Source organism: Edaphobacter sp. 4G125, assembly GCF_014274685.1.
Taxonomy (GTDB): domain Bacteria; phylum Acidobacteriota; class Terriglobia; order Terriglobales; family Acidobacteriaceae; genus Edaphobacter.
Window position 1 is genome coordinate 127,430 of the sequence record NZ_CP060393.1, and the last position, 15,657, is coordinate 143,086.

The following is a 15,657-nucleotide window of genomic DNA, read 5'->3' on the forward strand; positions in this document are numbered from 1 at the left end:
CCCATGAACAAGCCTCTTCTGCTTGCGCTCTGCCTCACGCTCCCCGCAGCTGCACAAAACTTCTCTGGCCCCGCACCGCCTCCGCCGCCCCTGACCGGCAACTCACTCCAGAATCCCAACGTACCCGTCGGTACCCTCTCTGAAAAGCTGACGATCTCTAGCCATATCTACGATGGGATGACCAGCAACTACTGGATCTATGCCCCCGCCCAGTACGATCCCAAAACTCCTGCCGCCGTGATGGTCTTCAACGATGGTGGAGGATATATCAACCGCAAAGGGAATCACCCCGCCCTCAATGTGATCGACAATCTCATTGCACAACATAAGATTCCAGTGATGATCGCCATCTTCACGGATCCCGGCGATATCTCCGGTGCTCTCGGCACACCGACCTACAAATTCGTCGACGCTTACTCGAAAAAGTGGTCACGCACTCTAAAAGATTCGATGCGCTCCACCGAGTACGACACCGTTTCCGATCGCTATGCTCGCTTCCTGCGTGACGAGTTGTTGCCTGCAGTCGCCGCAAAGTACAACCTCCGCAAAGATGCCTACAGCCATGCCATCACCGGCATGTCCTCGGGAGGTATCGCATCCTTCAATGCAGCGTGGCAGATGCCTGATGAATTCAGCCGCGTCATCTCCTGGATTGGCAGCTTCACCGCCATTCAGTGGCATGAAGACCCTGCCGTAGCAGACGGTGGGCAGAACTATCCCGAGAAGGTGTTGCGTGAGCCGCATCGCAATATCCGCGTCTGGTTGCAGGATGGCGCTAACGATCAGGAGAACCCTCGCTACGGAAGCTGGCCGCTCGCGAATATTCGTCTGGCCAACGCTCTCAAGCTGAAGTCCTACGATTCTCACTTCAGCTTCGGAACCGGCCCGCACAGCCCAGGCGAAGGGGCAGCCGAATTCCCCGAAGAGATGATCTGGCTCTGGCGCGACTACGATCCCAGCCGCACCGACCAAACCTATACGCAAGATCCCGCAGAGGCTACGAAGCCGCCTTTCCGCGTTTCTATCTCCAACCGCGAAACGCACTAAATCCTAAAGCTATAGGCCACCAAAATGGTGGCCCATAGCTTGTGACAGTAGCAGTTAGGAGCTTTAGAACAATACCTTCGCACCGAACTGGATGATGCGCGGATCAAAGGTGCTGGTAATCGTTCCACCACTCTGTACGGTTACATTGTTACCGTTGGAATCCTTCGCAGTTGTATTTGCGATGGTTCCACCAGGCTGGGTAAAGTTTGTGTGATTGAAGGTGTTGTAAAGCTCTCCACGAAATTCGACCTTCATCCGCTCTACCGGAGTATCAAAGCGCTTATTGAAGGCGAGGTTTAGCGTCGTAAAGATTGGGCTTCGGCCTGGATCCCGTGACAGATTTCCGAAAGGACTATTTAGCACATTGTTGATCGTGCTTGAAGGGATCGCTATTGCTCCACCATTGGGATTACTCGCCGTATTGATGTTGATATATTGCAGCGAGGTCCCGTTTGATTTCGACTTATCCAGCGAATTCAGTTTCACTCCCGAAACACGATTCGGGCGATAAAGGTTCGATCCACGATAGCTGGCAGAGATGCCCGACACCTGATTGCCTGTTGGAGGGTTGTAGTTGATCTGGTAGGGGAAACCCGACATCGCCTGGTTGACCGCCGAAACCTGCCACTGACCAAAGACTTGATTTAGAACGCCGCCCCGATCCATATAGTGGCGACCACGACCAAAGGGAAGCTCGTAGACCAGCGAGGTCGTATTGACAATCGGCTGGTTGTACTCCGATTGTCCGTAATCGGCTGCCGGATTGCGATAGTCCTGCAATGACGGCGTATTGGCCTCGAGCGAAGCCCCTGAATTATCCAGTGCATGCGACCAGCTGAACGAGTTCAGCAACGTCAGACCTGCCACCATGCGCTGCTCATATCGCACCTGCAGAGCGTTGTAGTTGGAGTACGCTTCGTGCATCGCAATTGTGATATCGCCATAGGTTGAAAGAGGACGGGTAAATTTTCCGTTCGTAATCACCCTCGGATCAGCCTGATTGTAATTGGCGAATTGCAGCAACTTCAGACCGTGATTGCCCACATACGCGATGTCGAGCATCGTGTTCTTCATCAGCGTACGCTGCACATCCAGGTAGTAGTTATGCACGTAGCTGTCGCGGTATCGATTGGAATCGATATAAGCGACATTGGCCGTAATCGGATTGAAGTTCAACGTCGAGGCCGGGAAGCCCTGATCCATCGGCACATAGCTCGCGCTTCCACCCGCATTGGGAGCGCTCTGCGTCACCGTCACGAACAGCGCATTGGGAGGATTGATGGCAAGAATATTGCCTGAACCTGCGCGATCGTAGTGCGAATAGCTGATGCCGTAACCGCCACGGATCGCCGTCTTGTCATCCACTGCATAAGCAAAACCAAAGCGCGGAGCGAAATCGTTGCGATCCGGTTCATAGCCATATTTGTTCCCAGTGGATGACACCGGAACCATCGCCGTGCGTGGGTCCGAGGCATTTGCAAGCGACGGATTGAAGTTCGCCTGGCGGTTCTTCTCTTCCCAGTACGGCGTCGTGTACTCATAACGGAGACCAATGTTCAACGTCAGCTTGGGAGAGACCTTCCAGTCATCTTGCAAGTAAGCGAAGTTAGAACGGTTGCGAAGCTGCGCTACAAAGTAGCTCGACAGCGAGTAGGCGCTCGATGCTCCCCAAAGAAAGTCGGCAAAGCTGTTGTCGTTCGTCAATGTCTCCGAGGTCTTGCCTCCCACATAGTTGCGGCTGTAGCCGCCAGCAAAGGTGAAGCCGCCATAAAGAGGGTTCGTGTCCTGCACATCCATCCAGATCTGCTGGTACTCATAACCAGCCTTCAGAGAATGGTTCTTAACCACCCACGAGTAATTGACCTTGGGATTGAGCAGTGAAGGATTCTGGAACTGCGGGTTCGTCGTTTGACGCCCCAGTGCAGAGAAGCCCGTGATCGAGATGCCTGGAATGCCTCCGGCGACGAGTGGATCTGTCGGCAATCCCGGAAAGCTGAAACCCGGATTCGTACCGATCGAAAGCGAATACTTCCCTGCTCGCGTGCGCGAGAAGCCGAGACGTACATCCAGCAGCTGGTTCGAGCCAATCACGCGTGTATATCCGCCGGCGATCTGCTGGTCGAGAATCCGCTGCTTACCATTCGAGCTGCCGTCCAGCGGAAGACCGAAGATCGGGAAGTCTGTCGCATTCGTCTTCAGGTGTGAGGCCCGCACAAACACGGAGTTCTTAGAGTTGATGGAGTAATCCAGGCGAAGATCACCCTTATCGGTATAGTTGTTCGAGCGCTGAAAAGTAGTGAAGTTGCTGTTCGCCGCCGACGTCGGATTTAGCTGACCAATCAACCCTGCCATCGTTCTGGCAGAAGGTGAGATATCCGGTGCATTCAGGATCGACGTACCCGCAGCATATTTGGTCCCGTTATAGGGGTCGTAAACATCCTTGCTGAAGACCCCTTTCAGCTGGTTCGGCGTGGGCAGTGTCGCCGTTGAAATCTGCTTGCGTACCTGACGAAAACCCTCGTAATCAAGGAAGAAGAAGAGGTGGTCCTTAATGATCGGCCCGTTGAAGTTGCCACCAAACTGGTTGCGATTGTAGGAAGGCTTCTTTCCTCCCGGTGGACGGAAGAAGCCCGTCGCGTTTAGATCCGTGTTGCGAAGAAACTCGTACACACGTCCGTGGAACTGGTTGCCTCCCTGTGCAAACGCCACGTTGACCACTGCGCCTGAAGCGCGCCCGTACTCTGCCGTCTCGTTATTGGTCACAACCTGAAACTGCGCGATTGAATCTGGTGCAGGCTGGATGATCTGGTTCGAGAATCCCTGGTTCGATTCGCCATAGGCGTTATTGTCCATACCATCGAGCAGGAAATTGTTGAAGATCGAGCGCTGGCCGTTGACGTTGAACGAGCCCTCACGGGTAAGTCCCGTATTCGAGGTGCTGGAATAGGACTGAGTCGTCTGCCGGACACCGGTCGTCAGCCCAATCAGGTCAGAGTAGTTGCGGCTTACCAGAGGAAGGGCCGCCGTCTGATATTGCGTCACTACCTGCCCGCGCTGGCTGGTATCGGTCTCCACCTGCAGTGAGACGCCTGAAACTTCAACCGTTGTACTCGTCTCACCAATCTGTAGAGTAAGGTCGATTCTCTGACGGGCTCCGACCGATACCGAAATATCGGTTGCACGTCCCGGCGCGAATCCTGTCTTGGTCACCTCGATGTTGTACTGACCAACGCGCAGAGCCGGAACTTCATAATCGCCGCTGGTGTTGGTCTGGCGGGTGCTAACCACTCCGGTCGCGATATTTGTAACCTTGACTGCAGCATCGGGAACAACTGCACCTGAGCTGTCGTGAACCGTGCCTACAATGCTGCCATTTTCATACTGGGCCAACGCCGGAATAGGCAACAGGGTCAGGCACACTAGTGCCAATGTCAGGAAAAAGAGATTTCTGCGCATACAAACAAACTTAACGACGCCATGTATACGCACGATGACGGGATTGTGAATGGAAGATTGCATAAGGCGCTCCTTGAAAGAGAAAACTGGCGCGGCAGATCGTTTCTTAGCGGTTGTCTGCCGTCGCCCTTAACTGCTCTGGAACCAGCGGGCTCGACAACAGCTTCATCGAACCCGTCAGATAGTACGTCGGAATCTTCGGATGCTGCTCAGCGATCAGCCATAGTGTCCGAAAATCAAAGCTCTGCACCTCGGCGCGCGAGACCATCTTGTTCTGCTCGATCGCTCCGCACAGCGCATCGACAAACGCCTGAGGACCCACCGTGTGGTTCTTGTGCTCCTCGTCCGTCGCGATTCCTTCCGGCATGATCTTGGTCTCAATGTTGAATCGTGCGTGCGCAGCGTTTTGCGCTCGCTCTTTGGCATGAGCGGTGCCCTTACCTGGCCCCTTGGTGTAGTACTCCACGTAGAAGTTCACAAACCGGAAGAGCTGGGCCGCATATGTTGGAACGTAAGGGCTGATCAGGCCTTCCTTCTTCGCGAACGCTACCGCCACCGGCGACAGCGAGAGATCGTTCTTCTGCTCCGCGTCGAAGTGAACCTTGTCGCAGATAAATGTCTTCTGCGCATCGGTGCTGGAGATGTCCCGAAGAAAGACGCGGTTCTCCAACGTGTAGGGAGTACCATCCGCCCTGCGGCAGCTCTCCGGATTCAGAAACTGGTCGTGCCAGATCAGCGAGACTCCATCGGTTGTCACGCCGGTATCGGTCTCCAGCGTCGTAACCAACTGATCCAAACCGCTCTCAAACGATGGCAACGTGTTCTCCGGTCGCAAGCCACGGCCGCCACGATGCGCTGTCACATCGAATTTCGCCAGCCGCACTCGTTCTTCGGCTGTCTTCGCCGCATCACGCTCTTCTCCCACGACCTGCTGCAACAGGTCCGGCCGGTCCGTGATCAGCCCATCGACCCCCATGCGGATCTGTGTACGCATCTTCTCTGGATCATTGGTCGTCCACGGCACCACCTTAAAGCCGCGGGCCTGCAGCTCCTTCAGGGGAACTTCCCCGTTCAGGATGGTGGCATCCACAGGTGAGAGTACTGGTTGCACCGCTCCATGCGCCTTCGCGTGGACCCACGCCTTCTCCATCACCTGCAGGTAAGGATTGGTTGCCGCCTTCAACTCCTGTCCATTCGCCGCCATCGCTAACGCCGGAACCACCACTGCACTCAACAAAGCTCGTTTCATCGGTACAAACAGAATCAGCCTCTCAGGTTACGAAATCATGAACGGACAGCACTTTACTCTGTCCACTCTTCAATCGTCACCCTTTTTCCGAGGCTCTTGAACTCTATCCGTTAACGCTTACGTGAAGTTCTCTTCCTGGCAGACTTAGTTCTGGCGTTCGTCGGCTTCTTTTTCATCCAACCCACCAGTTCCTTCCAATCCTTCTCCGTCTGATCGGCATACGCAACAGCAAACTGCACCACGGCATCATCGAATCGTTGCGAGCCACCGAGATATCCCGCTAGTTCTTCGCAGTCACCCGACCTCGCATGCCCTCGCGCCAGCATCTCGCCACAAACCTCGGCGTACTCTAACAGCTCCGTATCTCGCAGATCTTCTACCTGAATCGACGCCTTGTGATCATTCAACTGACGCACGAGATAATCGCGTCCTTCCAACGTCGTCCAGCCCAAAAATGTATCCGACTGCAACTGCATGGCAATTTCACCCTCAACAACCCTCTGGCCCTGATGTCGTGGCGCGTTTCTGTCCTTCGCAAGATACGGAGCATATGCCGATACCGTTTCTTCCTTAATCTGCAGAAACAGTGGGTCCTTGGCTCCATTGCCTTCCATATAGATGCAGTAGTCTCGCATCCCGACCGACCCCGTCCCCACCACCTTGAACGCCACATCCTGTGGCCTATACTGCTCCAGAAACCTTCTTCGTTGCGGTTGAATACTCTTCTCATACGTCTTCAACGAAGCAATCACCTTCTTTGCTGCTGCGCCTGAAAGCCGCGTCAACACCGGAGGCTCCGACTTGAAGACTCGCTTCTTTTCGCCTTGCGATCTTCCAATTCGTTGCTTCTGCACCTCCGTCAATTGCTGTAGCGTATGTATCGGAGTTGCTCTCTCCGCCATCTGGAGCAGCCCGCCCACAGAGACTGTGCTCTTCAGTCGATGCACCTGATACCGCGCCATGTCCAGTACCGGCATCCGAGCAAACTCCAGCATCATCTCGCGATATCGTTCAACAAACACTCGCGCTGCATCGCGGCAATAAGGCTCCTTCTCGCCCGTCCCTCTTCCGGCAAGCATCAGACTCGTCGCCATGCGCTTTACATCCCACTCGAATGGGCCGCGAATCGTCTCATCAAAATCGTTGATGTCGAAGACCATTCGTCCATCTGGACCTGCGAACGCTCCCAGGTTCCGTACATGGGCATCACCGCAAAGTTGGCTTTCGATCCCTGTGTTGCTCAACCGCGAAAGGTCATAGGCCATCACTGGAACTGCACCGCGGAAGTACCCGAACGGCGAAGCCGCCATACGCGCATACTTCAATTCAATCAGAGAGGGCACCCTGCCACGCATTGAAGCCCTCATTAGCTCCAGTGTGTTCGCCTGACGTTTTTCAGGACTCCACACTGCATGGTCCGTTCTCCGGACCTGTTTCCGTTTTTGACGTCCTCGTTCCCAACGCTCTTTTGGAAGAAGCTTCATCGCATGCTCCTTAGGACAACCTACTCTCCGTCAACCGCCTGCCTCTCCATCCAACGCCGCGCTGCCTGCATCTGTGGAAGGTTCGGATCCGCACTGGCCCATACCTTCAGCAATCGCGCATAGTCTTGAGTCGTCTCGGCTCGGCGCCCTGCACCTGCGTCTGCCTGCGCCATTCCATACAGAGCGAAACCCGTGTTCGGACGCTGAGTCAGCGCTACTTCATAAGCCTTTTTCGCCTCATCAAAGCGTCGAGCCCACAACAGAGCATCGCCACGCGTCTCTTCCACAGGACGAATGTAGAACGGAGGCTCGCGATACCCCAGCTCCTTCTCCGCATCTGCTGCCTTGCTGAACAGTGCGTCGGACTCCACTCCGCGCCCTTCCGCCAGCAACACACTTGCGCGCAGTTCCATCGCCGCAACATCCAGATAGCTATACACCGGCATGGCCATCGCATCCTTCGACATCGACATCCCCGCCATTCCCGGCATATCGTCCGGCGGAGTCATCGGCTTCGTCTTTACGTAGACATCCAGCGCATCACTCTCCGTTCGCGCCCGCTTCGCATCTCCGCGCTCCAGTGCTGAAAGCCCCCGCGTGTAGTTCAGCATCGCATCGCGCAATTCCGTAAGGTTCTTCCATTCTGGATCAGGCTTGCTCGCCTCCAAAACTTGCGTCGCGTTCTCCCATGCTCCCGCCCGCAACAGCACCGGCAACGCTACATTCAGTCGCGTCATGCCATCCCGAGGACTATGCCGATACAACGTCGGTCCCACCTCACCGCGAGCCTTCGTCAGCTTCGCCGAGATCTCCATTGCCTCAGTCACTCTGCCCGCTTCCATCAGATCGGCAATCAGGTACATCAGGTTATGAACATAGTTCCAGTCATCCGCAACCCCTACACCCTGCGCGCGCATGTAGGCCTCATCTACATGCATCGAATTCTCAAAAGACCGGCGCGCCGTCTCATAGTCTCCTACGCGACAGAAGATGTGCCCTGGCATATGCACCATGTGTCCCGAGGCAGGCGTCAGCGCGCCGAGACGTTTTGCGCTCTCCAGCGCAAGCTCCGGATGATTGCCCGGCTCGACCGCATGGATCCAGTAATGATTGGCTGCGGTGTCGTCCGGATGCTCTTTCAGAATGTCCGTAAGAATTCTCTGCCCCTCAGCCGTACCCTGCCTCGGTTCGCCCTTTCTGTCGAAACCGTCCATCATCGATTCAGCCAGATAAATTCTTGCCTGCACATCCTCCGGCTCCATCTTCACTAACTTGCGCAGAACCTTCGTCTCGGCAGAATCCTTATAAGGCTCCGCTTTATTACCACCCGTATTCGGTCCATTCTTCGACCGTGCCGCATGCTGCTTCTGGTCCTCCAGCGCAGCTTCGATATAGAGCCGCTCCGCCTTCGTCGCTCGCTTTTTGTCCTTGGCCAGATCTGCTGCTCGCTTCAGCGCAGCCTCACCCCAGCTTTTACTATCCCCACGAAAGTTCGCCGTCTCGTATAGACCCCAGTAGCACATCACGCAATTCGGGTCAGAACGCACTGCCTGCTCGAAAGCCTTCGCAGCCTCGTAATCCCAGAAATCATGCCGAAGGTTCAATCCTTGAATGAACCACTCCCTGGCCTCATCGTTGGCTGCGGTAATCTTCATCGTGCTGTTACCGATACCGGTCATCTTCACCGGCGGAGGGAGCTTCTCCGGTACAACAATCCCCACTGCATCCTGCGCGCTCGTGCTGTGACACATCGGTTGCTGCGCTGCGATGGACCTCTGCACCAGTCCCATAACAACGACTCCCAGCACAACAACTTCTCGACACCCCATAGAACCTCGTCCAAAGCCAATCGGCGATATCCCAGCATAGTCTTCAGAAAGGCTTATCACCAGCAGCGCTTTTTGGTTCACCTTGGGGGTCGAATCCGGTTTCGTTCTCAGTGTGAAGACTGTGCCAAATCTCTCTCTTGTAGCTTGTAATACCGATTTCTCAACCAGAAAGCTACGTTAACGAGGGAGATCAAGGCAGGCATCTCAACAAGCGGTCCAACGACACCCACAAAGGCCTCCCCGGAGTTCAAGCCGAATACAGCCACCGCAACCGCGATTGCCAGTTCAAAATTGTTCCCAGCAGCCGTAAAGGATAGTGTCACCGACTGCGCATAGTCAGCGCCGAGACGTTTGCCCATCCAGAAACTGACCAGAAACATCACAGCAAAATAAATGACCAGTGGCACCGCAATGCGAACGACATCGAGCGGAAGACGCACGATAAGATCGCCCTTGAGCGAAAACATCACCAGAATCGTGAAGAGAAGTGCAATCAGGGTGAGTGGACTGATGCGCGGGAGAAAATGCAGCCGATACCATTCTTCACCTCGTGCTTTAAGTAGTAAGAAACGAGTCAGGAGACCGGCCATGAACGGAACACCCAGATAGAGGCCGACGCTCTTTGCCAGCTCGCCGATGCTGACATGGACGACTGCACCTTCAAGACCAAACCAGACCGGTAGCACCGTCAGAAATACCCAGGCATAAAGACTGTAGAAGACAACCTGGAAGATTGAGTTCAAAGCGACCAGACCGGCAACGTAATCCGTGTCTCCTTCGGCAAGCTCGTTCCATACAAGAACCATCGCAATACAGCGCGCAATGCCGATCAGGATTAGACCGCGCATATACGCCGGGAAGCCATGCAGAAAGAGCGTGGCAAGCCCGAACATCAACACCGGACCCACGAGCCAGTTCTGTACGAGCGATAGGCCAAGCACACGGCGGTTACGGAAAACCTCGCCAAGTTTTTCGTAGCGGACCTTGGCGAGCGGAGGATACATCATCACGATCAGGCCAATGGCAATCGGTAGATTGGTTGTTCCCACCTGAAAGCTGTTTACGAAGTCGGCCGAAGCAGGGATGAAATGACCGATCGCAACGCCGATTGCCATTGCCAGAAAAATCCATAGCGTCAGGTAGCGATCTAGAAAAGAAAGCTGTTTCCGCGCTGCAGGAGAACAGACTTTACCTTGCGTAAAAGGAATGGCTGCCATCAGCACGCCTCACAGCATTCGCTGGCAATCCCCGGCAACGGTGCGCCTTGTAATGCGGCGAACTTCGCTGGCGCACAACAAGCCTTCGTGAGTCGTGCGCTGTCAGCCCGCATCTCCTTCTCTTCTTTCAACCACAACATCGTCTCCCGCAGGATCTGTGTTGCTCCGATATGTGGAGGCATCGCGATCCGGTAATGCATCCACTTTCCTTCCCGTCTGGCCTCAACCATTCCGGCAGAACGTAAATAAGCAAGATGCCGCGAGATCTTCGGTTGCGGAAGCGCAAGGATCTCCACAAAGTAGCAGACGCAGATCTCCTGCTCGCCCATCAGGTTTAGCAACCGCAGTCGCGTTCTGTCCCCCAGCGCTTGAAAGAATCGCTCCATATCGTATGTCGCTTTTGCCATATTTACATATTCGTATTGACGAATACGAAAGTCAAGGAATATATTCGCTAAATCAGATATGTATTTCCTCAAAAAGGAAGAGAAAAAATGTCCGAACAAGTCATCGAATCTGTAAAAGCGAAATATGGAGCTGTAGCCGACAGCTCACTCTCGAATGACCATGCCGGCGTGCAGGCCGTTGCCGAGGCCTTTGGCTACAGCACCGAAGAGCTCACGTCCATTCCGTCTGGCGCAAACATGGGCCTCTCCTGCGGCAATCCCACGGCAACTGCGCATCTGAAAACCGGCGAAGTCGTGGTCGACCTGGGTTCGGGCGGAGGCCTCGATGTCTTTCTCGCAGCAAAGAAAGTTGGCCCCACAGGCAAGGCTATCGGTATCGATATGACGCCAGCCATGATCGAGCGGGCCCGAAATAATGCGACCTCGGGCGGCTACTCGAATGTTGAGTTCCATCATGCGACCATCGACCGCACCGGACTTCCCGATGCAACAGCGGACTGCGTTATCAGCAACTGCGTCGTGAATCTCGCGCCAGACAAACAGGCTGTCTTCCATGAGATCTTTCGCATCCTCAAGCCCGGCGGTAGAGTTGCGATCAGCGATATCGCCCTTAAAGGCGAGCTGCCCGAAGCTGTCGCAACCAGCCTCGCTGCTTATGTTGGCTGTATCGCTGGTGCAATTCCGATCGAACAGTACCGTACCGGTCTGCGTGCCGCCGGTTTCGAACACATTGAGATCATCGATACTGGCGCAGACCTCAATGCTTATACGAAGATCGAAAACCAGTCGGGATGCTGCTCGCCAGCAGGCGGCAACTCCGGAACCTCTTGCTGTAGTCCAAGCACAGCTACACTGCACGAAGACCTCTCCTCTTTGTTATCCACCTATGACGTCAACGCAGCCGCAGCAAGCGTGAAGATCTACGCACTGAAGCCGAGGACGTAATGAGAACCTTTATCTTTGCCTGTGTACACAATGCTGGCCGGTCGCAGATGTCCGCTGCCTTCTTCAACCATCTTGCCGACCCGCAGCGAGCCCATGCGATCTCCGCCGGTACGCAACCCGCCGAACGTGTACATCCGGTCGTCATAGAGGCCATGCGCGAAGTAGGCATCGACCTTGAAGGGATAAAGCCGCAGAAGCTCACTCAAGAACTCGCAACCGGAGCAGAGATGCTCATCACCATGGGCTGCGGAGACGAGTGTCCCTATGTTCCTGGTCTCGAGCGCGCCGACTGGCCTCTACCGGACCCCAAAGGTCAGGGCATCGAGGCAGTCCGACCCATTCGTGAAGAGATCGAACATCGGGTGCGGTCTCTACTGATGGAGAAACAGCTCCTCCCAACCGGGAGTCTCTGAGGTATCTTGTTCCAGCAGGCGATTCAACATCTTCTCTGCTGCGAGCGCGCAATGATCCGAACCCTCACCCTGGCTGCATTTCTCATCTGTTCTGGCGCAACTCTTCTTCCAGCCCCTGCGCAGACCTTTACGCTCCAGCAGGTCATGAGCGCTCCGTTTAACTCCGATTTACATGCCTCTCCCAAGGGCTCGCGCATAGTCTGGGTCGCCAGCCAGGAGGGCAAACGAAACCTCTGGACCGCCGAACTGAACGGATCATCGTCCGCAAAGCAGCTCACCAACTACACCGCCGATGATGGCCAGGACCTCAGCGACATCGCCTGGACTCCCGATGGAAGATCCGTCGTCTATGTGCACGGTGGAGACTTCGAGTTTCCAGGCCGGCCCGATCCCAATCCCGCCCTCATCGCCAGCGGAGTAGAACAGACCATCTTCATCGTCCCCATCGATGGCGGTCAGCCCCGTCGACTCGCAGCTGGACGCTCACCCAGTGTCTCTCCGGATGGAAAGACTCTCACCTTTCTCCATAAAGACGGCATCTGGAGCCTCCCTCTATCAGAGAACGACCCTAAGCCAGAACAGATCTTTCATGCGCGTGGGGAACTTGGCCCACCATTATGGTCGCCAGATGGACGTTACATCGCCTTTACCAGCGACCGCGGTGACCACGGTTTCATCGGTGTCTACTCCGTCAGCGAGAAGACCATCATCTACCTCGACCCGTCGACCGAAACCGACCAATATCCCGAGTGGTCACCAGACAGTCGGCAGATCGCCTTCATCCGCATCGCTGGAGAGTCCCGTCACCCGGGGGCACATCGCACCGGCGAGCCCTGGTCCATCCATACCGCAGATGTAACGACCGGAGCGGGCCACGAGATATGGCGCGCAGCAAAAGGGCAAGGCAGCGTCTTTCATGCTCTGGCTACCGAGGATCACCAACTCTTCTGGACACCCGGTGGCCATCTCATCTTCGCTTCAGAGCTCGACGGCTGGCTGCATCTCTATTCTGTTGCCGCGAACGGTGGAACAGCCACACTCCTCACTCCCGGAGACTTTGAAATCGAGCACGTTGCAACAAGTCCCGACCGCGCGAATCTAGTCTTCAGCTCCAATCAGGGTGACATCGACCGCCGACATGTCTGGCAGATTGCCGCAGACGGCCACGCCGCCCCACGACAGCTCACCAAAGGAGACGGCATCGAAGTCCATCCCGTCATAACTGATGGCGGAGCCGTTGCCGTGCTTCGCTCCGATGCACGTGTTCCGGTCCGTCCCGCACTTGTCTCCACGAACGGAGAGCTTCGCGACCTCGCACCCCAACTGGTGCCAGCAGATTATCCAGCCAACAAACTCGTGGTTCCACAACAGGTGATTCTCTCCGCGGCGGATGGTATGAAGATTCACGGTCAACTGTTCCTGCCCGCAACCGCGAACGATGGTAAGCGACACCCCGCGCTCGTCTTCTTCCACGGCGGCTCCCGACGACAGATGTTGCTGGGTTATCACTACATGGGCTACTACTCCAACGCCTATGCGATGAACCAGTATCTGGCCAGCCTCGGCTACATCGTTCTCTCGGTTAACTACCGCAGCGGTATTGGCTATGGATTGAGCTTTCGCGAAGCTCTGAACTATGGCATCAGCGGAGCAAGCGAGTACAACGACGTCCAGGGCGCAGGACTCTATCTGCGGAGCCGTTCCGATGTCGATCCAGCACGCATTGGAGCCTGGGGCGGAAGCTACGGTGGCTATCTGACAGCACTGGCCCTGGCACGCTCCTCAGACCTCTTCGCCGCAGGAGTTGATTTCCACGGAGTACACGATTGGTCTGCGCGTTTCCGCTCACAGTCCGGAGAAAACAGCGTAGACCCGAACATCGTTCGCATTGCCTTCGAATCTTCTCCCATGGCCTCCATCAAGACATGGAAATCGCCCGTACTCTTGATCCAGGGAGACGATGACCGCAACGTAGCCTTCTCCCAGACCGTCCGAATGGCAGCGGCGTTACGCGCCCAGGGAGTCGAGTTCGAGGAACACGTTTTCCCCGACGAAATCCACTCTTTCCTCATGCATCGTAGCTGGCTTACCGCCTACGGACTGACAGCAGACTTCTTCGGACGTCACTTCAATATGCCAACTTCAGATCGCCGATCTCAATAAAGAACCATCAGCTTAGCTGCGCCAGCATCTCCGTCACAGTTTGACCGAGCACCGGATGCACCCAGTCCGGAGCAATCTCAGCCAGCGGTTCCAGCACAAAACGCCGCGAATGCATCTCCGGATGAGGCAGGGTCAGCTCTGCCGTATTCAAAATCTTGTCTCCATACAGCAGCAAGTCCAGATCGATCACGCGCGGCCCTTTGGCGATCACCCGTTCGCGCCCCATCGATCGCTCAATCTCCAGCAAAGCGCGTATCAGCTCAACCGGAGTCAGTTCTGTCTCCAGAATCGCAGCCGCATTCAGGAATCGTGGTTGATCCAGGTAGCCCACCGGCTCGGTGTCGTAGAACCCCGACACAGCCCTAACCTGTCCAAGAGCCGCTAACCGTTGAAACGCCTCACGCAGGTTACCCTCTCGGTCGCCGAAACCCGAAGACAGATTCGACCCTAAAGCAATTGCCGCAGCGCCCATTAACTAGTCAAACCCGTTTAGACAGTTACCGGCTGCAGATGTGCCGGAACCCTTTCAGTCTTCATCTCCTGCGCTTCCTCGTGGCCATGCGCCAGCTCCCACGACGAACGGTCGCGCAACAGGCGTTGCACCAGGGCCGTATGCATTGCATGCCCAGCCCGTTCAGCCACAACACTGCCCTCGATACGCCTTCCCGCCAGGGCAAGATCGCCAATCAAATCCAGCACTTTGTGCCGCACAAACTCATCAGAAAATCTGAGCGGCCCGTTCTCCACCCCTGTGCGCGAAAGGATGATCGCGCTCTCATCGGAGACTCCGCGGATCAGCCCCATATTTCGGAGCATTGCCTCATCTTCCTTGAACCCAAAGGTTCGTGCCGGGGCGATCAGTTTTGCATAATCTCCCGCAGCCAGATCGATCTGCAATCTCTCATAGCCGATCGGTTCCGGGAAGTCGATGACGTAATCGATCGAGTAGCCCTCACCGGGATAAACGCCGATAAACTTCTCTCCATCCCGTACCTCAACGGGCTTCAGGATGCGCATGTACTCACGCTTGCGACGTTGCTGCTTTAAACCTGTCTCTTCAAAGGCGCGGATATACGGCAACGAGCTGCCATCGAGGATCGGTACCTCAAGGTTGTCGATCTCTACGATCACGTTATCGACGCCGTAGCCGATCAGTGCCGAGAGCAGATGCTCTGTCGTCGAGATCAGTACGCTGCCCCGCATCAGGCTGGTGGCATAACTTACCTTGGCAACGTTCCGCCCTGTCGCCGGAACTTCAAAATTATCGAGATCGGTCCTGCGGAAGACGATTCCTGAGCCCGCAGGAGCCGGGACGAATCGCATCGACACCGGTGCGCCGCTGTGTAGTCCTACTCCACAGAACTCAATCGCCGCGCGAACTGTTCGCTCAAAATGAGGGTCCGATGCCACCAGACAACTTCTCCGCTACAATCCGTCTGTTAGGTTA

Annotated in this window: 12 protein-coding genes; 4 read left to right on the forward strand and 8 right to left on the reverse strand. The window is 55.6% G+C overall.

Annotated features, from left to right (window positions below; all coding sequences use genetic code 11):
* Positions 1-3 precede the first annotated feature (3 nt).
* Positions 4-1,047, forward strand: a complete 1,044-nt coding sequence (locus tag H7846_RS00565) for an alpha/beta hydrolase (RefSeq protein WP_186694358.1) — start codon at positions 4-6, stop codon at positions 1,045-1,047.
* Between the two features lie 63 nt (positions 1,048-1,110).
* On the opposite strand, the gene H7846_RS00570 is transcribed toward H7846_RS00565, so the two are convergent.
* From H7846_RS00570 to H7846_RS00595, 6 genes are all read right to left on the reverse strand, one after another.
* Positions 1,111-4,566, reverse strand: a complete 3,456-nt coding sequence (locus H7846_RS00570) for a TonB-dependent receptor (protein WP_255460753.1) — start codon at positions 4,564-4,566, stop codon at positions 1,111-1,113.
* 43 nt (positions 4,567-4,609) lie between these two features.
* Positions 4,610-5,752 carry a glycerophosphodiester phosphodiesterase family protein gene (locus H7846_RS00575; RefSeq protein ID WP_186694360.1) on the reverse strand — a complete coding sequence of 381 codons (1,143 nt, stop codon included), beginning with the start codon at positions 5,750-5,752 and terminating at the stop codon, positions 4,610-4,612.
* A 110-nt stretch (positions 5,753-5,862) separates the two neighbouring features.
* On the reverse strand, positions 5,863-7,236 hold the full coding sequence (locus tag H7846_RS00580) for a DUF2252 domain-containing protein (RefSeq protein WP_186694362.1): 1,374 nt from the start codon (positions 7,234-7,236) through the stop codon (positions 5,863-5,865).
* 20 nt (positions 7,237-7,256) lie between these two features.
* Positions 7,257-9,065 (reverse strand): tetratricopeptide repeat protein, encoded by a 1,809-nt coding sequence (locus H7846_RS00585; RefSeq protein WP_186694364.1) that lies wholly within the window; start codon positions 9,063-9,065, stop codon positions 7,257-7,259.
* A gap of 107 nt (positions 9,066-9,172) precedes the next feature.
* Positions 9,173-10,282 (reverse strand): ACR3 family arsenite efflux transporter, encoded by a 1,110-nt coding sequence (gene arsB, locus H7846_RS00590; RefSeq protein WP_186694365.1) that lies wholly within the window; start codon positions 10,280-10,282, stop codon positions 9,173-9,175.
* On the reverse strand, positions 10,282-10,689 hold the full coding sequence (locus H7846_RS00595; protein ID WP_186694367.1) for an ArsR/SmtB family transcription factor: 408 nt from the start codon (positions 10,687-10,689) through the stop codon (positions 10,282-10,284). Before H7846_RS00595 ends, arsB begins: the two co-directional genes overlap by 1 nt.
* 87 nt (positions 10,690-10,776) lie before the next feature.
* On the opposite strand from H7846_RS00595, the gene arsM reads away from it, so the two are divergent.
* From arsM to H7846_RS00610, 3 genes are read left to right on the forward strand one after another with little or no spacing between them, the layout of a single operon-like run.
* Positions 10,777-11,634, forward strand: a complete 858-nt coding sequence (arsM, locus tag H7846_RS00600) for an arsenite methyltransferase (protein WP_186694369.1) — start codon at positions 10,777-10,779, stop codon at positions 11,632-11,634.
* Positions 11,634-12,047: an arsenate reductase ArsC gene (locus tag H7846_RS00605; protein ID WP_186694371.1), complete on the forward strand. Its 414-nt coding sequence runs from the start codon at positions 11,634-11,636 to the stop codon at positions 12,045-12,047. Before arsM ends, H7846_RS00605 begins: the two co-directional genes overlap by 1 nt.
* A 51-nt stretch (positions 12,048-12,098) precedes the next feature.
* A complete protein-coding gene (locus tag H7846_RS00610) occupies positions 12,099-14,210 on the forward strand; it encodes a S9 family peptidase (RefSeq protein WP_186694373.1) in 2,112 nt (703 codons plus the stop codon).
* A 7-nt stretch (positions 14,211-14,217) separates the two neighbouring features.
* On the opposite strand, the gene folK is transcribed toward H7846_RS00610, so the two are convergent.
* Complete coding sequence (gene folK / locus H7846_RS00615) at positions 14,218-14,682, reverse strand: 2-amino-4-hydroxy-6-hydroxymethyldihydropteridine diphosphokinase (protein WP_186694375.1); 465 nt, start codon at positions 14,680-14,682, stop codon at positions 14,218-14,220.
* A 17-nt stretch (positions 14,683-14,699) separates the two neighbouring features.
* On the reverse strand, positions 14,700-15,620 hold the full coding sequence (gene lpxC, locus H7846_RS00620; RefSeq protein ID WP_186694377.1) for a UDP-3-O-acyl-N-acetylglucosamine deacetylase: 921 nt from the start codon (positions 15,618-15,620) through the stop codon (positions 14,700-14,702).
* Positions 15,621-15,657 lie beyond the last annotated feature (37 nt).

Excerpts from the sequence above, each read along its gene's own strand:
- H7846_RS00570 (WP_255460753.1), bottom strand. The coding sequence starts at position 4,566 with ATGCAATCTTCCATTCACAATCCCGTCATCGTGCGTATACATGGCGTC.
- arsB (WP_186694365.1), bottom strand. The coding sequence starts at position 10,282 with ATGGCAGCCATTCCTTTTACGCAAGGTAAAGTCTGTTCTCCTGCAGCG.
- H7846_RS00585 (WP_186694364.1), bottom strand. The coding sequence starts at position 9,065 with ATGGGGTGTCGAGAAGTTGTTGTGCTGGGAGTCGTTGTTATGGGACTG.
- H7846_RS00575 (WP_186694360.1), bottom strand. The coding sequence starts at position 5,752 with ATGAAACGAGCTTTGTTGAGTGCAGTGGTGGTTCCGGCGTTAGCGATG.
- folK (WP_186694375.1), bottom strand. The coding sequence starts at position 14,682 with ATGGGCGCTGCGGCAATTGCTTTAGGGTCGAATCTGTCTTCGGGTTTC.
- H7846_RS00610 (WP_186694373.1), top strand. The coding sequence starts at position 12,099 with ATGATCCGAACCCTCACCCTGGCTGCATTTCTCATCTGTTCTGGCGCA.
- H7846_RS00605 (WP_186694371.1), top strand. The coding sequence starts at position 11,634 with ATGAGAACCTTTATCTTTGCCTGTGTACACAATGCTGGCCGGTCGCAG.
- arsM (WP_186694369.1), top strand. The coding sequence starts at position 10,777 with ATGTCCGAACAAGTCATCGAATCTGTAAAAGCGAAATATGGAGCTGTA.
- H7846_RS00595 (WP_186694367.1), bottom strand. The coding sequence starts at position 10,689 with ATGGCAAAAGCGACATACGATATGGAGCGATTCTTTCAAGCGCTGGGG.
- H7846_RS00580 (WP_186694362.1), bottom strand. The coding sequence starts at position 7,236 with ATGAAGCTTCTTCCAAAAGAGCGTTGGGAACGAGGACGTCAAAAACGG.
- H7846_RS00565 (WP_186694358.1), top strand. The coding sequence starts at position 4 with ATGAACAAGCCTCTTCTGCTTGCGCTCTGCCTCACGCTCCCCGCAGCT.